General features: G+C 42.2%; 16 protein-coding genes and 1 pseudogene. 6 read left to right on the top strand and 11 right to left on the bottom strand.

The genetic code is table 11. The features are described from left to right. Window positions 1–140: 140 nt before the first annotated feature. The gene (locus EAI83_RS09545) at window positions 141–905 is read left to right on the top strand and encodes a DeoR/GlpR family DNA-binding transcription regulator (RefSeq protein ID WP_015526435.1); all 765 of its coding nucleotides are present in this window, start codon (window positions 141–143) and stop codon (window positions 903–905) included. A gap of 152 nt (window positions 906–1,057) precedes the next feature. Here EAI83_RS09545 and EAI83_RS09540 read toward each other — a convergent pair whose 3' ends face one another. The 5 genes and pseudogenes from EAI83_RS09540 to EAI83_RS09520 all read right to left on the bottom strand — a co-directional run bounded on the left by EAI83_RS09540 (window position 1,058) and on the right by EAI83_RS09520 (window position 4,096). Then, window positions 1,058–2,575 carry a CoA-acylating methylmalonate-semialdehyde dehydrogenase gene (locus tag EAI83_RS09540; protein ID WP_092070973.1) on the bottom strand — a complete coding sequence of 506 codons (1,518 nt, stop codon included), beginning with the start codon at window positions 2,573–2,575 and terminating at the stop codon, window positions 1,058–1,060. A 663-nt stretch (window positions 2,576–3,238) separates the two neighbouring features. Then, window positions 3,239–3,370 (bottom strand): annotated as a pseudogene (locus tag EAI83_RS17865) (AzlD domain-containing protein); the annotation flags it as partial. Between the two features lie 26 nt (window positions 3,371–3,396). After that, window positions 3,397–3,672 carry a hypothetical protein gene (locus EAI83_RS09530; RefSeq protein WP_092070976.1) on the bottom strand — a complete coding sequence of 92 codons (276 nt, stop codon included), beginning with the start codon at window positions 3,670–3,672 and terminating at the stop codon, window positions 3,397–3,399. Beyond that, entirely contained in the window at window positions 3,660–3,872 is a 213-nt protein-coding gene (locus EAI83_RS09525; protein WP_015526438.1) for a hypothetical protein, read from the bottom strand. Before EAI83_RS09525 ends, EAI83_RS09530 begins: the two co-directional genes overlap by 13 nt. A gap of 2 nt (window positions 3,873–3,874) precedes the next feature. After that, a complete protein-coding gene (locus EAI83_RS09520) occupies window positions 3,875–4,096 on the bottom strand; it encodes a hypothetical protein (RefSeq protein ID WP_015526439.1) in 222 nt (73 codons plus the stop codon). A 306-nt stretch (window positions 4,097–4,402) separates the two neighbouring features. On the opposite strand from EAI83_RS09520, the gene EAI83_RS09515 reads away from it, so the two are divergent. Continuing rightward, window positions 4,403–7,222: a bifunctional diguanylate cyclase/phosphohydrolase gene (locus EAI83_RS09515; protein ID WP_129975205.1), complete on the top strand. Its 2,820-nt coding sequence runs from the start codon at window positions 4,403–4,405 to the stop codon at window positions 7,220–7,222. A gap of 84 nt (window positions 7,223–7,306) precedes the next feature. On the opposite strand, the gene EAI83_RS09510 is transcribed toward EAI83_RS09515, so the two are convergent. After that, window positions 7,307–8,644: an MATE family efflux transporter gene (locus tag EAI83_RS09510; RefSeq protein ID WP_161206356.1), complete on the bottom strand. Its 1,338-nt coding sequence runs from the start codon at window positions 8,642–8,644 to the stop codon at window positions 7,307–7,309. Between the two features lie 31 nt (window positions 8,645–8,675). After that, on the bottom strand, window positions 8,676–10,031 hold the full coding sequence (locus EAI83_RS09505; RefSeq protein ID WP_129975201.1) for an MATE family efflux transporter: 1,356 nt from the start codon (window positions 10,029–10,031) through the stop codon (window positions 8,676–8,678). Window positions 10,032–10,285: 254 nt separating this feature from the next. Here EAI83_RS09505 and EAI83_RS09500 point away from each other — a divergent pair, with 254 nt between their 5' ends. After that, window positions 10,286–12,046, top strand: coding sequence for a diguanylate cyclase domain-containing protein (locus EAI83_RS09500; RefSeq protein ID WP_129975199.1), 1,761 nt, complete (start codon window positions 10,286–10,288; stop codon window positions 12,044–12,046). Between the two features lie 60 nt (window positions 12,047–12,106). Here EAI83_RS09500 and EAI83_RS09495 read toward each other — a convergent pair whose 3' ends face one another. Together EAI83_RS09495 and EAI83_RS09490 are read right to left on the bottom strand one after the other, a co-directional pair. Then, complete coding sequence (locus tag EAI83_RS09495; protein WP_022427007.1) at window positions 12,107–12,577, bottom strand: GNAT family N-acetyltransferase; 471 nt, start codon at window positions 12,575–12,577, stop codon at window positions 12,107–12,109. Between the two features lie 157 nt (window positions 12,578–12,734). Next, window positions 12,735–13,427, bottom strand: coding sequence for a Crp/Fnr family transcriptional regulator (locus EAI83_RS09490; protein ID WP_092070988.1), 693 nt, complete (start codon window positions 13,425–13,427; stop codon window positions 12,735–12,737). 149 nt (window positions 13,428–13,576) lie between these two features. Here EAI83_RS09490 and hcp point away from each other — a divergent pair, with 149 nt between their 5' ends. Continuing rightward, window positions 13,577–15,151 (top strand): hydroxylamine reductase, encoded by a 1,575-nt coding sequence (hcp, locus tag EAI83_RS09485; protein ID WP_092070991.1) that lies wholly within the window; start codon window positions 13,577–13,579, stop codon window positions 15,149–15,151. A 69-nt stretch (window positions 15,152–15,220) separates the two neighbouring features. Here the strand turns inward: hcp and EAI83_RS09480 are convergent, their stop codons facing one another. Next, window positions 15,221–16,108, bottom strand: a complete 888-nt coding sequence (locus EAI83_RS09480; RefSeq protein WP_242872583.1) for an AraC family transcriptional regulator — start codon at window positions 16,106–16,108, stop codon at window positions 15,221–15,223. 151 nt (window positions 16,109–16,259) lie between these two features. Here EAI83_RS09480 and EAI83_RS17250 point away from each other — a divergent pair, with 151 nt between their 5' ends. Continuing rightward, window positions 16,260–16,412: a hypothetical protein gene (locus tag EAI83_RS17250; protein ID WP_021651232.1), complete on the top strand. Its 153-nt coding sequence runs from the start codon at window positions 16,260–16,262 to the stop codon at window positions 16,410–16,412. Between the two features lie 3 nt (window positions 16,413–16,415). Continuing rightward, window positions 16,416–17,612: an MFS transporter gene (locus tag EAI83_RS09475; protein WP_021651233.1), complete on the top strand. Its 1,197-nt coding sequence runs from the start codon at window positions 16,416–16,418 to the stop codon at window positions 17,610–17,612. A 232-nt stretch (window positions 17,613–17,844) separates the two neighbouring features. On the opposite strand, the gene EAI83_RS09465 is transcribed toward EAI83_RS09475, so the two are convergent. After that, a complete protein-coding gene (locus tag EAI83_RS09465; protein ID WP_129975197.1) occupies window positions 17,845–19,200 on the bottom strand; it encodes an MATE family efflux transporter in 1,356 nt (451 codons plus the stop codon). Window positions 19,201–19,381 lie beyond the last annotated feature (181 nt).

Raw genomic sequence — 19,381 nt, 5'->3', positions numbered from 1 at the left:
TACATTCAAATAAGAATTTCGTCAAGATATTTTTGAAGGGAAATAATTTTTGGTATGTTCTTATAAAAGCACTTTATCTCTACCTTCTTTTATGATAAAATATAACCAAGACTTAACCAATAGAAAGAAGGTAGACCTCTATGAAATCACAGCGACTGGACATGATCGAAGAATATGTGCTGGAGCATAAGAACGCTTCTCTCGATACATTATGTGAGAAATTCAACGTATCCAAAAACACCATCAGAAGAGATGTCGATATCCTTCTGAAACGTGGCAGTATCATGAAAGTATATGGCGGTGTCGCAGCACTCGAAACTCCACAGACTCTTCCCCTTCTGTCTTACGAAGAGCGTGGCGGACGTTTTCCTGACGAAAAGAAAGAAATCTGCCGCCGTGCCGCAGAGCTTGTGGCAGAAGACGATACCATCTATATCGATACAGGTACAACCTGCCTGAACCTGGTTGATTTTATTGCAGATAAGCACTGTACGATCCTGACCAACAGCCTGCTTATCTTCAACAAGGCAGCATCCTATCCGAACCTGGATATCATTTCCGTTCCCGGAAAGCTGAACCGCAAGACCCTGTCCTTCACAGGACCGGATATCAATGATTATCTGCAGACCTACAACATTTCCATGGCTTTTATGGCCTGCACAGGTGTAACCATGAAGAGCGGACTTACCAATGCCAGCGCCGAGGAATACATCACCAAAAAAGCCATTGCAGAGAATGCCAACAGCATGATCCTTCTTGCAGACCATTCCAAATTCGGCCGGATCTCGCTTATGACCTATTCTTCCATGGAAAAACTGGACGCCATCGTAACCGACCAGCCACTTCCTGAAGAATACGACAGCTTCTGCCAGGAGCACGGCATCCGTGTTATGACGATCGATTAAATCGGATATTGGCCCTAAAAAACGGTGCATCTGCCGGAAATCCAGCAGATGCACCGTTTTTGAATATGCTCATTTCATTAGAGGATTTTATCTGAAAGGCAGATCTTACCCGATCTGCCTTTCAGTGTCATAAATTTATTTATGAAGCTTTCTTAAGCCTCAGTACTTCCTTCCCATGTGCCGACCTTTCTCTTTCCGGCAGCTTCATCGAACCAGTGTGTTGTAACTGTTTTTGCTCTTGTGAAGAAACGATAGCCATCTTTTCCGAGAACGTGCAGATCACCGAAGAAGGAATCCTTGTTTCCGGAGAATGGGAAGTATGCTGTCGGAACCGGGATACCTACATTGATTCCTACCATACCGCCATCTGTCTCCATAGCGAATTTACGGCTGTAATATCCGCTCTGTGTAAAGATACAGGAACCATTTGCAAATGGATTGGCATTCATGACTGCGATGCCTTCCTCGTAATCCTTTACTCGTTTGATACAGGTTACCGGTCCGAAGATCTCACGGTTTCCAACTGTCATCTCCGGTGTTACATGATCAAGAATTGTCGGTCCTACGAAGAATCCGTTCTCATATCCCGGAACTACTACATTACGTCCGTCAAGTACAAGCTCCGCACCCTCATCGATACCCTTCTGGATCCAGTTGCAGATCTTCTCCTTATGACCTGCATTTACAACCGGGCCGAGATCGGTATCTTCATCATATGCACAGCCAAGCTTCATAGCCTCTGCTTTTTTCTTAAGAAGTGAAACAAATTCGTCTGCGATACTATCCTGTACGCATACAACCGGAAGAGCCATACATCTCATACCTGCGCATCCGTATGTAGAGTTGATGATCGCATTAACAGTAGCCTCAAGGTTGCAGTCCTCAAGTACAAGTGCATGGTTCTTTGCCTCACACTGTGCCTGAACTCGTTTGCCATGAGCTGCTGCTTTGGAATATACCTGTTTACCAACACCTGTTGTTCCTACGAATGTAACAGCCTTTACTCTCTCATCTGTAAGAAGGATATCAGCCTCTACACGGCTGCAGGTCACAAGGTTTACAACACCCTTCGGGAATCCGACCTCTGTATAGAAGAGCTCCATGATCCTCATAGCTGTAAGTGGTGTCTGGGAGCTTGCTTTCAGTACTACTGTATTTCCACATGCAATGGAAAGCGGAACCATCCAGCCCCATGGGATCATTGCCGGGAAGTTCATCGGAACAATACCAGCAGTTACTCCAAGTGGTTTGCGATATGTAGCTGTATCATATCCTGTAGTTACCTGCATTGCAGCATCGCCCTGGATCATTGTCGGAAGTGCACATGCCTCTTCTGTAGGTTCAATTGCTTTCTGAACATCTCCTCTTGCCTCTTTGATGTTCTTTCCGAGTTCTTTTGCACAAAGTACGGAAAGCTCTTCCTTATGAGCATAAAGAACATCTCTCCATCTGAACATATACTGCTGTCTCTTTGCAAGAGAAAGTGAGGACCATTCCGGGAATGCAGCCTGTGCGGAAGCGATCGCCTCTTCTACCTCATCCGGTGTACAGCAGGGAACCTGCGCGATCACCTCACCTGTACTGGAATCTGTAACATCCATGTATTTCTCTGCCTTTGACTCTTTCCACTCACCGTTTACACAGTAACCCATTTTTTTGATCTCGGCCATTTTAAGATACTCCTTTCGTGCTTACCTTTTTATTCTTAACTTTATAAAAATTTTAGTCATTCTCGTTTTGTTCTGGTCACAGATTATCATTTATTTTTAATTTTGTCAATATAGTATGGTTATATTTTGAGTATATTTTCCAAAATTATGTGTTAATTTATTCACATTTCATGGTATTCCATGTTCCCTGTATAAACTTTTGAAACGTATGCATTTACAGCCATAAAGCCGCATAGTGTCTTGTCGTTTTTTATTCCATTGTGAGAGCAAAAGTTACTCATTTTTGTTATTTTCATAACACACCATTCCACACACACTATTTATTGCCTCCAGCTACGCTGAGGCTTTTAGACCTGTGCAATCGGATTCACAGACAAGTAAGGGGTATCGTTGTTCTGTTACAATTACAGATTCCTCTGATCCCGGCATATTTCCTCTGTATTTTCCAGGAACAAGGAAATACATCTGTGCGTTCTTCGCGGACGCGCTCATTTTCGCGACCGCTCGCTTCTTTTCACGGCTTATTGCACCTTTACATACAATCCTGTGCCTGCTTATCTGATCTACAGCATTTTCATAAATTACTGCAGCAATCAAAAAAACAGGATACGGTTATCGTATCCTGCCTTAGCTTTTCATTTTCTGTTTTTCGCATATTTCTGCCTAACCAAATATGGTCTGCACCAGCACCATATAAAACACCGTTCCCCCTCCTATGCTGAGCAATGTACTCTTCTTCCATTTATGTAATACCACAATGAACAGTATTGCGATCATCTCCGGCAGTCCGTAATGCGTACTTTCCGGCTATATCCCAACTGTCATGCCTGATATTCTCCTGACTTCTGTATACGTTCTTTTTTTCTCTTCTCCTCATGCTTCTTCATTCCCAGGAAGCATAAAACGATCGATGCCATTGACGGAAGGATAAACTTCCCTCTTCCAAAGATCACCAGGCAGATCACAGAGCATACAATTCCGACCAGCGCCGGCTTATGATCTTGTGCATCTTCCCACTGATCAATGAACATAACCACAAACAGTGCGGTCATGACAAAATCCAATGATGTACGTCCCTTCTGTTTTACAATTTCCACAGCTGATGCTGCCCGTCCATGGTAACAAGATCTCCCTCATTGATATCTCTTTCATAAAGGAGACCGTCATCATGTCGCAGACTTGTTTCATTTCCATTTTCATCTTCCATCAGCACTACTGACATAAGTGCTTCACCCGGCTGCCGCTCTTCACAGCCGAAATCCATGTCTTCTTCTATCTTCAGAACCTTATACTGCATGATCAGATTTCCTCAAGCAGCACATCGTTAACAGCCTCATAAGCGTCCTCAAGCGCATCCAGTGCCTCTGTCAGCGTGTCCATCTTCCGGCTGTCCGCATTTTCTTCCTCATAGGCTTCTATCACTTCAGCCATTACATCCTTCAGCTCCTCCAGTGAATTTGCTATATCCTGCAGCTTCTGATCTTTGTCCTCTTTTGATGTGATATTTACGATCTTACTCATGATCCTTCCTCCTGTCACTTTACTCTCATTCTTTATTCTGATCCTTTATCCTGCATATATCATGCTTTGCATGTCATACTCCACATTTACCCATTGTACCATATCCTGCACGCAGATGCATCGGATATGTTTTCTATCTGCTTTATATAATACCATCGAAATCATAAAAAAATTGGTAAAATCTTACCAAATTACCCGTCTTAGTCTGTTTATACTGATTTTTCCACTCCGGTCTGGTATAATCGATCTAAAGGAGTTTTTCAATTTACAAACCACTCCTTTCCCATTACAAGGAGGCATATTGCCATGAAAGAAAAAACCGAAACCTTTAACCAGGGAAAAAGATATTTCTTTTATATTCTGATGTTCGCCATCCTTGGCTGGTTCATTTTTATGCAGATCTTTGGTGCGGATGAACGTTCTTCCGACACCTCAGCAGCCTCTGTGATCTATTCCGGTACCGTTACCTGGCAGAAACCGGATGGAACCACCCAGGAAATCTCCGTTCCGGGCACCTACAAGGTTCCCGTCGGTGACACGATGGTCCTCACCATCCAGCTTCCCGATGATCTTACAGATACCTGCTTTGCCATCCGTTCTTCCCTGCAGGATGTGGATTTTTATGTAGGGGACGACCTCAGGACCAGCTACTCCACGCATAAAACAAGGCTTGTGGGCAAAAACTCCGCCAGCCGTTATGTTTTCTGCCCGGTTTATGCTTCCGATGCCGGCAAAGAGCTCCGTATTGAACTGACCACCTACACCTCCAATTACACCGGAGTTGTCAATCCTGTTTACTGCGGAAACAAGGCAGATATCTGGATATATATTTTCAGCAGATACGGACTGGAAACCTACATTGCTTTTTTTATCCTGTTTGCCGGAATCGTCACGATCCTGTTCAGTTTCGCTCTGGGATTGGTCTATCATACACGATTTGACATGGAATATCTTGGATGGTGCATGGTTATGGGCGCCGTCTGGATGCTGGGTGAATCCAAGCTCCGTCAGTTCCTGGTCCCCAACGCTTCCGCTCTCGGATCTCTGTGCTTCGTTATGATCCTTTTGTGTCCGCTCCCGATCCTGTTTTTTGCGGACAGTCTCCAGAAAGGGCTGCATCACAGATTTTATGTCTGTCTTGGAAGCATCGCAATGATAAACTTTGCAGTCTGTACGATCCTCACTGCTGCAGGTATCGCAGATTATATCGAAACCATGCCTGTAAGTCACGGAATCCTGGCGATTACCGTTGCCACAATATTTGTACACCTTTTCCAATATATACGCACCGAAAAAAACAAGGCCGACCGGCTTTTGCTCATTGGTCTGCTGGCAGCGATCCTGTGTATTGCCGTTGAGGCAACCTCCGTATACTTTGTCACATTAATGTCCGGACTGTTTGTGGGCGCCGGCATGCTGATCCTGCTCTTTGTCAATATTGTAAGAGCCATCAAAAATGTCCAGGATATAGAACTGAAACGCCAGCAGAGCGAAATCCGCAAAAACCAGGAACAGAATGAAAAAATGTCTCTGCAGATGATACAGACCCTTTCCACCACCATTGAGGCAAAGGATGCGTACACCCGCGGTCATTCCTACCGGGTTGCACAATATGCAGCCTTGATTGCAGAGGAGCTGGGCTGGACACCGGAGGAGATCCTGAATCTGAAACGTGCTACTCACCTTCACGACATCGGTAAGATCGGTATCCCGGATCCGTTCCTGAACAAACCTGCACAGCTGACCGATGATGAATACAACCTTATAAAAAAACACACCGTCATCGGCGCCGAGATCCTGAAGGATATAACCTTGATCCCGCATGCGGCAGAAATCGCAAGAAGTCACCATGAGCGTTATGACGGAAAAGGCTATCCGGACGGGCTGGCCGGAACAGAAATCCCCATCCATGCCCGGATCGTGGCTGTTGCCGACTGCTACGATGCCATGAACTCCCGCCGAATCTACCGTAATGCGCTTCCACCGGAGGTTGTTTACGAAGAATTCCGCAAAAACCGTGGTACACAGTTCGACCCGGAGATCACAGACATTTTTCTGAAACTGCTCAATGAAAAACGGCTGCCTCAGTGGGATCCTTCCCAGGAAGAACCGGACGCCTATAACCTTCCGGATATGCAGCTTACCGTCAGCAAATTCATCTCGGACATAATGGCTACCATAAAAAGCCAGGAAGACGCAAAAAGCTATGATTTCCTTACTGGTCTTCCCATGCGTAACCTGGGCGAACGTCTTACCGCGGAATTTATGCAGACACATGATGGATGTCTGGTATTCCTTGATATGGACAACCTGAAAAAGATCAACGACATCTATGGCCACAAAGCCGGCGACCGTGCACTGAAATGTCTTGGAAAGCTGCTTCAGAAACGGGCAGATCAGGGAATTTCCTGCAGACTTGGCGGAGATGAATTCCTGATGTTCCTTCCGGACACAGATCCTGATTCCCTGTCTCTGCAGATGGACGATCTGTTCCAGAAATTTCATACCATCACTACCGATGATCCGGAGCTCCGGTTTGCCACACTGTCCGCAGGCCTGTGTCTGTGCAGCACCGATGATTCCTTTGAAGACTGCTATTCCAAAGCAGATAAAGCTCTGTATTACGTAAAACAAAACGGCAAAAACCAGTTCTTTTTCTACCAGCAGATCGACCGCAGCACTCTTGCGGCATCCGGTTCCGGAAAGGATCTGGAGCTTGTGGCAGAGTCCCTTCAGAAAAGCGGCATCTATGTAGGTGCTCTTGATCTGAATTACCGGGATTTCGCACGCCAGTATGAATACATGAGCCAGCTTGTCACACGCAGCCAGTGCAGATGTTATCTGGCGATGATCACCATCGAGACACTTGTGGATACAGTTCCTGATATCGAATCCATTGAGCAGGCTCTGGAGTATATGGAACAGGCCATTCGGCAGAATATCCGCCGTGTGGATATCTGTACACGCTACAGTTCCCTGCAGTATCTCATCATACTGTTTGAGCCTGACGAAACGCATATCCCTGACATCATAGAACGTATTTTTACCCAATATTACTGTCAGTGTGACAGCCATGATTTCCAGCCATCCTATGAATACCTGGAAATATCTCCACAGGAGTTATAAATACTCCCATGGCATGATAAAGCCATAACAAAAAAGAGGTCGTACTTGACGGCCTCTTTTTTGTTAAAGTTTTGCAAAATATCATTAAGACGTGGCTCTGGAATTTTCCTGCATGAAACTTTTTCCGTATGTTCGATACAGATAAACCGCCATGAAAATAGTCACGGCTTCTGCCAGCGGCATCGTCATCCAGATGCCTGCAACCCCTATAAGCTTTGGCAGGATCAATATGAACACAGCCACCAGGATCAAAGAACGCATTGATGAGATCAATGCCGAAATAAAACCTTTTCCCAGGGCAGTAAAATATCCGGAAAGAAATACATTTAAACCAATAACCAGGAAAACCGGACTAAACAGCTTCAGGCCATCCCATGTCAATGTAAATACATTTCCCTCCCCAACGAATAAATGGATGATCTGTTTTCCAAATACAAGTGATACCGTGAGGATCAATACTGAACTGATGGCAATCGTAATAAAACTATATCGTGTTATCTCTCTGATCTTGTCATAATTTTCAGAGCCGTAATTATAGCTTATGATCGGAGCCGCTGCAACGGCAATTCCCATATAAAAAGCGATGAAAAAATAGTAAATATACATAATGATCGTCACAGCCGCAACTCCATCTTCACCAAAATATTGCATGATAATAAGATTAAATAAAAATGTAGTGATCCCGGTAGACATCTCCGTCAGCATTTCACTGCTTCCATTGGTGCAGGATTTCAGAAGAACACTCATGTCGGTCTTCGGTCTGCAAAACCTTATATGGCTGTATTTCAGAAAATAGATAAAGCCGATCAACATGCTTACTGTAATGGAGAGAAATGTTCCCCATGCAGCTCCAAGCGTTCCCAGTCTGAATACAGCCACAAAAATATAGTCGAAAACAATATTAAAAGCCAGACCTGTCAGAGACATGATCATTCCGATGTACGATCTCCCATCCGTCCTCACAAGATATTCAAAAAATAGCTTGAATGACATCGAAACTGATCCTAAAAATATGACAAATGCGTATGGCACCACATGCTCCATCAGGCGCTCACTGCTTCCTAAAAAAATACAGATCGGTTTCAGAAAAAGGATTCCCACAGCTGTAAAAGCAACTGAAAGTACGAACAGCACGATCGTGATAAAAGTAAATATCTCATTTGCTTCCTGTTCTCTTTTTTGTCCCATCCTCTCTCCTATGATGGCACCTGATCCCGTTGCAAGCATGACAGATGTTCCGAAAATAACACAGGTGATCGGAATAACAATATTAATTCCTGCAAGCGCGTCAGAGCCTGCATACCGTGATACAAAAAATCCATCTATCGTTGTATAAAATGATAAAAAGATCATGGTCAGCACTGATGGAACCAGATATTTTAAAAATTGAGGATAAGACATTTTTGCCTCAAAGTATTTCATTTCTATAAAAACCTCCTGCTTAGTTACATAATCAGTCAAAATCTCTGGTAATGTTCGTAAGCCATTTATTTCTGAAATAGTGGATGAACACCACAGGCATTTTTTCGAACTCATCCAGGGTCATTATAAAATATACCCAGACAGGCGGCAGTTTTAAAACATATGCTGCAAGGAAGGTGAGAGGAACTGCAACAAGCCACATAAATATGGAATCTACGATCATTCCGAACCTGGAATCGCCACCTCCTCTGAAGCATCCGCATATAAGACAGGTATTAATACCCTCTCCTACAAGACGCCAGGTTGTCATGATTATAAAAATACCAAGATAATAAATGGCTGTCTCTGTCAGTTTATCCCGGTAGAAGTCCAGTATCATAGGGCGGACTGCCAGAATAATGGCACATCCGATGAGACTTACGATAATTGTTATTCTCAGCATACGTTTCCCATATTCTCTGGCTGTGTCCTTGTGATCTTTACCAAGCTCCTGGCTGATAATGATGGTAGTAGCATTGGCAAAACCGCGACAGGCGATGGCACCAATGTTTACCACCATAACAGCAACGGCATTTGCGGCAACCATATCATCGCCAATGTGGCCAAGGATCGCTGCGAACGCTGAACTGGCAAAGCTCCAGACAACATCATTTATCACAGCCGGAGAAGCAATTTTCATAAAGTCCCTGAACAGAATACCGGATTTCGCACAGAAATATTTTATCCGAAATCTGACATCGGAGCTGTTTAATGAATAGATGAGACAGATCAATACCTCTGCGATCCTGGCAATAACAGTACCAAGGGCAACACCGGTAACACCAAGCTTTGGAAGTCCAAACAGGCCAAAGATAAAGGTGACATTACAAAATACATTGACGCAAAGCGATACAATGTATGTAACAGAAGGCAGCATTATTTTTCCGACACTTCGAAGGGCACTCATGAAAACCTGAGAGAAGCCCATAAACATAAAGGAAAATGAGACCACCTTCAAATACTCGCTGCCGGCAGCAATCGTATCCGGACTGTTTGTAAAAATCTTCATGATCGTAGTCGGCATGGAAAAGGAGATAACGAAAAATACAAGAGAAACGATCAGTGAGATCCGCTCCGCCAGGCCGAGAATCTTTTCTACTGTCTTTTTATCACCCTTTCCCCAGTACTGGGCACATAAAACCGAAGTACCTGTAGCCATGCCATAATACAAACAGAAAAGAATAAATGTGTACTGGTTGGCAAGAGATGAAGCTGACATGGCAGTCTGGCTTACATATCCCAGCATTACAGTATCCGCAACATTTACCAATGTTCCGATCAGATTTTGGATCATGATCGGAAATGCTAATTTTGATGCATATTTTAAAAAATCTTTTTTATTCAGCATCGGTCAGATCCTCCGTGAATTCCGATAAGATATTTACTTATAAAGAACAGTATATCATATACCCTACAAAACCGCGAGGTTTTTTCAGTACTCTTTCCAATATAATCCTCAATTGTATACTATATTTCACCCTCTGGTCATATTTCCATTGTACATAAAAAAAACAATATCACTTTAACGCAAAAAATCATTCTATTTTTTCACTTCTATGATATAATATTTTATTGCGAAACTAATAAAACGAGGTGAACCAGGTGAAGAAAAAAACAATTGTACCTCTTATCGTTTTTTTACTGGGCATATGCCTTGTTGGTTTAATTGTATACAAAATAGACTCACATGAAACTGAACAACAACACATAAAAGCACAATTAAATGCAACAACCTACGGCGAACGTATAAAAAATGAGATTACAAATGGAATTGCGATCACAGATACGCTAAAGCAGGTCCTGATCAGTGAAAACGGAAAGATCAGTCAGTTTGACACAATTGCGGAAAATATTATGTCTGACGTTATTGAAAGCATACAGCTTGCTCCAGATGGTAATGTAACAGATATTTATCCTTCTGAGGGAACGGAAGCGAGTAAGATCGATCTGCTCCAGGATAAAGATTGCAGCAAAATTTCCTGTTACGCAAGAGACAATCACGTGATCATTACACAAGGTCCTTTCGATTTAAAACGGGGCGGCTGTGGAATTGCTGTCCGCAATCCAGTCTACCTGAAAGATGAAAACAACCAGGAATATTTCTGGGGATTTACCATTGTTATCCTGCGTGTTCCTGACATTTTTTCAGATGCGATCAGTGCACTTTCGGATTTCGGATATGAATACAGACTCTCAAAAACCGACGCTCCCTGGAGCGATACTTATAAAGTTGTTTATCAGTCAGACGACCAATTAACTCATACTGTTTCTTATGGTTTTACGATAGGGGAAGAGAACTGGAAATTAGAAGTAGCTCCTGAAAGCGGATGGAGAGACCTTAGATTACTGATAATCGTCGGCGGAATGTTTACTACTGTCGTTTTACTTTTCTCAGGTCTTACCCGGGTATGGTTAGTATCGAAAGAAAATAAAAACAAATTTCAAATACTGGCACACACAGATTCTCTCACCGATATTTACAACCGCTATGGATTTGATGAATTAGCCGAAAGGATGATCACTAAAAATCCAAAAACGCATTTTGTGGCCGCACTCCTTGATATTGATGACTTTAAGTTTATTAATGATATTTACGGACATGTCTATGGAGACAGGGCACTAAAGAGTCTTACAGATAGCATGAAGGCTTTTTTCCCAAAAAACACATTACTGGGAAGAAACGGTGGCGATGAGTTCTGCATTCTTCTGCCGGATCATACCTATAAAGAAGCGGGAGAACTGCTGCTGCAATTTACCAAGCTTCCAAAGACATTTTCATGCAAGGGAAAAGAATATCCGTTTTTTATTTCTCTCGGATATGCAGAATATCCAACCTTTGCATCCAGCCGTTCACAGCTTATGCGCTGTGCAGATGCAGCACTTTATGAAATAAAGCTTCACGGAAAAAACGGATGTATGGCTTACAGGGAGGGGCTCCGGTCAGGAGTCCGCAAACAGCTCGGATTTGCATTCAAGGATATCTCTGAACACCTTCCGGGTGCATTTATCATATACAGAGCGGACAAAGATGATGATGAACTCCTGTATGCAAACCATGAGTTCCTTCAAATGACCGGATATAAAAATATAGATGAACTCTTCAGCCTTACAAGGAAAAGCTTCCACAACCTGATCAGGGAAGATGAACAACAGCAGATAGAAACAAGCATCTGGAAACAGATCGATGCCGGCAATAACAATGACTATATCCACTTTCATCTTCGAAAAGCAGACGGCACTTACCTTTCTGTTCTTGATCACGGAAGGATTGTGGACAGCCAGCAATACGGAAGAGTATTTTATGTATTGTTTATGGACTGGGAAGCTATGCATGTTCATTACAGTGATAAATTTTCCGGCTAAGGTACAGACATCTCAGTCTGTATCTTAGCCGGCTGTTTTTTTCCTGAACAATTCAACATCTTATAATATGTATTCCATCTGCCTTTCTTTTGTCCGCATTCCCATTTTTTCATAAAATTTTTCTGCTGAAGTATTTCCTGCCCACACATTCAATGTCACTTCATAGCATCCCAGCTGCTTTGCTTCTTTTTTTACATATTCAAACAGGCTTTCCCCAATATGCTGTCCTCGTGTCTCCTGATCGACACACAGGTCATCTATAAAAAGAGATTTAAACGGTACCATATTGTTTGAAAAAGGCTGCTCCTTTAATTGACAAAATGCATACCCCACACAAACATCAGCCTCATCCGCTGCAACATATACTGGCTTTTCTTCATTTTTCAAAAGCTCTGTCAATTCGTCTGTCGTATATTTTGTTGTGCCCGGAATAAAAATATCAGGCCTTATATCTGCATGGATCTGCAGCACCTGTCCTAACAATTCCAGGATCCTCGGAATATCTTTTTCTTCTGCTTTTCTGATGAACATTTTTTTCCTCCTGTTTTTCAATAACTGATTTCATAGATTCTTTATACATACACCATAATACCATCGTATGAACGCTTATAACAATAAAATCTCTTTAAGCAGTCTCACTTTCCTTTTGCATTATAATGAAAAAGTTTATCGTTTTCCGTGATGTATATCACATTTTTATTCCTGGATCCGTATCATTACAGACAGTCAGCTCAAAATGGTTTCTGTTTGTTTTTATAAGCCCTTCTTTTTGCAGCTTTGATATCTCCGAAGACATTGCCGCACGGTCAATGCAAAGATAATCTGCCAGCTGCTGCCGGTCAAAAGGAATATCAAAGGATAACGATGCCTGTCTGATAGATACCGACGACAGATAGGACAACAGCTTATCCCTTGTCGTTCGCTTGCCAACATGTGTGATCTTATCGTTGAGGATCAGGATCTTATTTGCCAGGACCCCGACCAGGTTACGGATCAGCTTCTGATGATGGTCACATACTGTTGGGCAGGAAACCAGAAGCCTTTGAACATTTAATAAAATAATCTCACAATCTTCGTCTGCTACCACACTGACATTCAGAACAGCTCCCGGACTTGCTGCATATGGTTCACCAAAAAAATCTCCTGCATGACATTTTGACAGAATATTCCGATGTCCCCACAGGTCTTCCTGAATAACAAGAACACAGCCTGACACCACAAGTCCCATTACTTCAGTAGAGTCTCCGGCTCTGAAAATATAAGAATCCCGTTTTCTGGAGATCGTTGCTGCATTTACACAATGCAGTATGGATAATATCTCATTATCAGTAAGACCTTTAAAGAAAGGGCTCGTTCTTAGAATGGGTAAATATTTTTTCAAAATTAATCCTCCTGTTGGAAATCAAACATACACGTTGTAATTATTATACTATACTCCTAACAGAAACCAAGGATAAATACTACTAGTCGAGGATAAAATAATAAGAAAGATCCTTCGAAAAAATCACAGAATAAAAGGAGAATACAATAATGGATAAAAAAATGTTTTGTTTTCAGTGTGAACAGACTGTCGGGTGTACCGGCTGCACCGGAAATGCCGGTGTCTGTGGAAAAAAAGCAGATACAGCGAAATTACAGGATGAACTGACAGGTGCGTTGATCAGTCTGGCTAAAGCTGCCGACAGCACGGAAACTATTTCAAAAAGAACCGGACAGATCATAATCGAAGGACTGTTTACTACAGTTACAAATGTAAGTTTTGACAATGCAGCAATCGAAAACATGATACAAAAAGTCAGAGCTGAAAAAGAAAGACTGGCTCCTGACTGCAGAACAGAGGAATATGATCTTCAGCAGCTGTGGAATGCCAACGAAGATATCCGCTCCTTGAAATCTCTTATTCTCTTTGGTATCCGTGGAATGGCTGCCTATGCCTATCATGCAAATGTTCTGAATTATGAAGATGCCGAAGTGAATCAGTTCTTCTGCGAGGCATTATCTAAGATCGGTTATGAAGAAAGCACAGAAGCACTGCTTTCCACAGTACTCAAAACAGGAGAGATCAATCTGAAGTGCATGGCACTTCTTGATAAGGCAAATACAGAAACCTATGGAACACCAGAGCCAACTGATGTTACACTTACGGTAGAAAAAGGGCCTTTTATTGTCGTAACCGGACATGATCTGAAAGATCTGCAGCTTTTGCTTGAACAGACTGAGGGAAAAGGAATCAATATCTATACACATGGTGAAATGCTCCCTGCCCATGCCTATCCATGCTTAAAGAAATACGCTCACCTGAAAGGCAATTTCGGAACTGCATGGCAGAATCAGCAGAAAGAGTTTGACCATCTTCCGGCCCCGATCCTCTACACTACCAACTGTCTGATGCCTCCAAAAAGCAGCTACGCTGACAGAGTATTTACAACAGAAGTGGTTGCATTCCCGGGAGCTGTCCATATTGACGAGAAGAAAGATTTCACACCGCTTATTGAAAAAGCACTGGAGCTGGGCGGTTACAAAGAAGATCGTATGTTCTCCGGTATCAACGGCGGAAAAAAAGTAACAACCGGTTTTGGTCATGCAGCCATCCTGTCCCATGCAGGTACTGTAGTAGAGGCTGTAAAATCAGGTGCGATCCGCCATTTCTTCCTGGTTGCCGGCTGTGATGGTGCCAAACCAGGTCGAAACTATTATACGGAATTTGTAAAGCAGACACCTTCTGACAGTATCGTTCTCACCCTGGCATGTGGAAAATTCCGTTTCAATGATCTCGATCTGGGAGAGATCGGTGGTCTTCCACGACTGATGGATATGGGTCAGTGTAATGATGCTTATGGTGCGATCCAGGTTGCTGTGGCACTTGCAGATGCATTTGGATGTTCTGTAAATGAGCTTCCGCTTTCCTTCGTACTCTCCTGGTATGAACAGAAAGCAGTCTGTATCCTGTTAACCCTCCTGCATCTGGGTATCAAAAATATCCGTCTTGGTCCTTCTCTTCCGGCGTTCCTTTCTCCTAATATTCTGAACTTCCTGGTTGAAAATTATGGTATTGCACCTATCACCACACCGGAAGAAGATATCAAAGCACTGATGAACCAGTAAAATAAATTTTTCAAAGCCTTTACAAAATCAACAAAGCCGATACAGGATTCCAAAAGTCCTGCATCGGCTTTATTTACAGGTCTGAAGACTCGGATCAGCCGCCAACACTTTTAAACATGTGCAGCGATATTCTGATGGAGTTAAATGATAACGTTTTTTAAACAATCTGCAAAAATAATCAACGTTATGAAATCCGCTTTCATAAGCGATCGTTTTTACTTTTTTATTCGTATTTTTCAATAACCAGGAAGCTGCCTGAAGTCGATATCCTATCAGATAATTAACCGGTGTAGTATGTAAAAAACGGTGGAACAAATTAAGTGCAGTACTTTTGCTGATTCCTATATACGAAGCAATTTCATCCAGAGACAAATTGCGATTATAGTTTTCATGTATATATTGCATGATCAACTGCACTCTTTTCTGTGCAACTTCATCCACTGTCTGTACATCTCCTTTATCAGATAACTTTACATTTTCATAAAAAGTCAGCCATAAATCCTGCAGCAATGCCAAAGTAGCAAGTTCTCTTATTTTCTCATTCCTCTGTATTTCCATTATTTTTATCATAGTTTGTATGATCTTTGTTTGCCATAGTTCATCAGGCTGAAAACGCTGGAAATATATATTCGATGAAATGATTGGCAAGATATATTTCTTATAGATCAGGCTGTTCTCCGGCGCAATAAATTCCGGCATACATACAAAGTTAGGAATGATACCACCTGATGATGCGTAAAAGCGGTGCAATATTTTAGAATTAATAAAAATTGCTTCTCCTTCTGACAATATAATCTGTTTTTCTCCTATTCCGCATGTAACTTGTCCGGACTCGACATATAAAAACTCAAATTCTCTGTGCCAGTGCCACTCAATACAATGAAAATCAAACAATTCCAGATTATCATAATAATACTGGAATGGATAATCACTGCTTCCATGCTGTTTAATTTCCATGAACTCCTCATCTGTAAGTATTTTATTATAATCCATCCCATATCACGTTCTTTCTTTTTTACGATATTATACAGTATTTCTACAATTTAATTCAATGTATATATCTGATATTTGCTATATAATCAAGTAAAAAAAGAAAAGAGGTATTCTTATGATTTTTAAATGGATGAATGAAAGTGAGATCAACATTGAGGGCGACAAAATTGAAATAACCGCACCACCCAGAACAGACTTTTTTGTGAAAGTATTGATGAATGTGAAGATTGAACATAAAACTGTTAAAAACATTCGGAGAGGAAAATAAAAAATGAATGCTGTAAAAAAAACTAACTACCATAAGACAAAAATAGCCTGTTATATGGGATTTATCACACAGGCTATTGCGGCAAACTTCGCACCGCTTCTTTTTTTGAAATTTCACAGTGACTACCATATTTCTCTCGGTAACATTGCTCTGATATCCACTTTCTTCTTTTTCACACAGCTTCTGGTTGATCTGTTCTGTGCCAAATTCGTAGATCATATCGGATATCGTGTGTGCATTGTTGCATCAGAAATATTTGCTGCATTGGGTCTGCTTGGACTGGCATTTTTACCTGATTTTTTACCTGATCCTTTTATTGGAATTATATGTAGTGTTATTGTTTATGCCATCGGAAGCGGTTTAATAGAAGTACTTTGCAGTCCTATTATCGAGGCCTGTCCGTTTGAAAACAAAGAAGCAACTATGAGTCTGCTCCATTCGTTTTACTGTTGGGGAGCTGTTGGGACAATTTTGATTTCCAGCTTATTTTTCCTGATATTTGGAATAGACAGTTGGAAGTGGCTCGCCGTAATATGGGCAATCATTCCTGCAATTAATACTTATAACTTCATGACCTGTCCCATTGAATCTCTGGTTGACAATGGTTCTGGAATGGAAATTAAGGATCTGTTTTCCAAGCCATTTTTCTGGGTTGCAATATGTCTGATGATCTGTTCCGGAGCTTCTGAACTTGCAATGGCTCAATGGGCATCTGCTTATGCAGAATCAGCTCTGGGATTATCAAAAGCTCTGGGAGATCTAACAGGTCCATGTATGTTTGCAGTAACAATGGGAATCAGCCGTATAATTTTTGGTAAATATGGAGAGCAGTTAGATTTAATGAAGTTTATGAGTGGTTCAGGCATATTATGCGTTGTCTGTTATCTGCTTACTGCTTTGTCATCCAACCCGATCATCGGACTGATCGGTTGTATTGCATGTGGATTTTCAGTTGGAATCATGTGGCCTGGAACCATCAGTATTTCCTCAAAAACTTTTCCAACAGGTGGAACGGCTATGTTCTCTCTTCTTGCCATGGCAGGAGATTTAGGTGGCAGCATTGGACCTGGAATTGTTGGTCGTATCACTCAGAATGCTGGAAATAATATTAAGATTGGCATGGGATTCGGACTTATTTTTCCAGTAATTCTATTGTTTATGTTATTCCTGCTGTATCGGAAGAAGATATCAAAGCACTGACTTATTGATTGTAATTATATTTTTTCACTCTGCAAACCCGGAAGCTGTATCATCACTTGTTGCCAGATACTATAGACCTGATACAGCATTGAGCGGAACCTGAAGATTTCTGGTAAAATTGTCATGATTTCCGCATGCCAGCATCTTCATCTGTACCCGCATTGCAAAACTCAGATTTAATATCATCATGATCGCAGTACGTGCCACACGTTCTGTGCTGTATGCCAGGATATTACAAACTGTAATCCCCTTCTTCCGTGCTGCTATCAGTCGGCCATAATCTCCGAAGAGCCACATAGGATATTAAAAAGTTCGCAAACCAACCGGCTGGTACAGCAAGCCAGACAAATACAATGCCAAAACGCGGTGCACAGATCAAAGCAACAGACAGGCGGATCGCCAGGTTCACCATATTTGCAATGAGGAACGGGCGCATGATCCCAAGACCACGAAGAACCCCATCGGTTGCCATTTTGATTCCCATAAAGATGAAAAAGTAACCAAGCCATCTCATATAGCCCTCGGATACCTGATAGGCCAGGGCAGTTCCATCTTTACCAAGGAATAGCGAGGAAATCTGCGTGTGCAGTGTTTCAATGACTATAAAAGCAAGAACTGCAAAACATACATCTAACACCAGTGCAGCGTGATATCCTTTTTTGATCCGTTCAATTTTCTTTGCGCCAAGATTCTGGGAAACATATGGGGAAACCGCATTGCCAATGGATACAAAAATCAATGAAAAAACATTCTCTACCCGCATCGTCGCCGCATACCCCGCAAGTGCCTGTGTACCGAAGGGATTTACAACAGCCTGTACGATCATCATACCGATGGACACTGTAGACTGCTGAAGAACCGAAGGTACAGCAATTTGAAGCATGGAATGTAACTCCTGCCTGTCAAACCAGTCAAAATGACTTTTATATCGACGCATCCGGCTAAGGAAAAGCAAAAGTGAAAACACCGCAGAAATTCCCTGTGCTATAAGAGTCGCAAGGGCTGCACCAAACACACCGAGACCAAGTCCGGCCACCATCCAGAGATCCATAAAAATATTTAAGATTGACGAAAATATCAGGAGCCCCAGCGGGATTTTTGATTCGCCTATGGAAGTAAACATATTGGAAAGAATGTTATACATAAACAGAAACGGAAATCCCACGAAATAGACCCTCAGATATAACACTGCATCATCCAGTATATCGCCAGGGGTTTGTAACACACTCATCATCCAGTGGGAAAAGCAAAATCCAAAAACCCCAAGGACTATACTTAGAATTAAAAAGCTAAACAAGGATGTTGACACGATGGTCTTCATTTTTCCATACTCCCTGGCACCGAAATAGCGGCTCACCAGCACACCGGCACCGACACCTGCCCCCAGTGCCACACAAATAAAAACATTGGTCAGCGCTGCACAGGCCCCGACAGCTGCAAGTGCGGAGGAACCAACAAATTGGCCGACGATGATAGAGTCAGCCATATTGTATATTTGCTGAAAAAAGCTGCCCAAAATCATTGGCATTGCAAAAACCGTCAGCGCTTTAAGAGGCGCATCTGTGATCAAATATTCATCTTTTGACATTATCATATTCCTCCACAGGTTTCATAATTTCACTTATTGCTACACTGCCCGGCGTTATCAGCTGCAGCTGCAATACGATCTTATCACGTAGTGACATGCTCCCACCACTTAAATCTTACGATTTTGAAGTGGGGGCTTCCTGCTCGATTACCCTTTAGGGCAAAGCTAAAACAGGCTATCC

It is taken from the genome of Blautia sp. aa_0143 (genome assembly GCF_004167315.1).
In the GTDB taxonomy this organism is placed as follows: Bacteria; Bacillota; Clostridia; order Lachnospirales; family Lachnospiraceae; genus Blautia_A; species Blautia_A fusiformis.
The sequence above is the reverse complement of the archived record's forward strand: the minus strand, read 5'-3'. Positions and strand labels throughout refer to the sequence as shown.

Bases quoted from the DNA above. Each gene is read 5' to 3' on its own strand.
- EAI83_RS09475 (WP_021651233.1), top strand. From the start codon at position 16,416: ATGAATGCTGTAAAAAAAACTAACTACCATAAGACAAAAATAGCCTGT.
- EAI83_RS09510 (WP_161206356.1), bottom strand. From the start codon at position 8,644: ATGAAATACTTTGAGGCAAAAATGTCTTATCCTCAATTTTTAAAATAT.
- EAI83_RS17250 (WP_021651232.1), top strand. From the start codon at position 16,260: ATGATTTTTAAATGGATGAATGAAAGTGAGATCAACATTGAGGGCGAC.
- EAI83_RS09520 (WP_015526439.1), bottom strand. From the start codon at position 4,096: ATGAGTAAGATCGTAAATATCACATCAAAAGAGGACAAAGATCAGAAG.
- EAI83_RS09515 (WP_129975205.1), top strand. From the start codon at position 4,403: ATGAAAGAAAAAACCGAAACCTTTAACCAGGGAAAAAGATATTTCTTT.
- EAI83_RS09545 (WP_015526435.1), top strand. From the start codon at position 141: ATGAAATCACAGCGACTGGACATGATCGAAGAATATGTGCTGGAGCAT.
- EAI83_RS09495 (WP_022427007.1), bottom strand. From the start codon at position 12,577: ATGTTCATCAGAAAAGCAGAAGAAAAAGATATTCCGAGGATCCTGGAA.
- EAI83_RS09540 (WP_092070973.1), bottom strand. From the start codon at position 2,575: ATGGCCGAGATCAAAAAAATGGGTTACTGTGTAAACGGTGAGTGGAAA.
- hcp (WP_092070991.1), top strand. From the start codon at position 13,577: ATGGATAAAAAAATGTTTTGTTTTCAGTGTGAACAGACTGTCGGGTGT.
- EAI83_RS09525 (WP_015526438.1), bottom strand. From the start codon at position 3,872: ATGCAGTATAAGGTTCTGAAGATAGAAGAAGACATGGATTTCGGCTGT.
- EAI83_RS09505 (WP_129975201.1), bottom strand. From the start codon at position 10,031: ATGCTGAATAAAAAAGATTTTTTAAAATATGCATCAAAATTAGCATTT.
- EAI83_RS09465 (WP_129975197.1), bottom strand. From the start codon at position 19,200: ATGTCAAAAGATGAATATTTGATCACAGATGCGCCTCTTAAAGCGCTG.
- EAI83_RS09480 (WP_242872583.1), bottom strand. From the start codon at position 16,108: ATGGAAATTAAACAGCATGGAAGCAGTGATTATCCATTCCAGTATTAT.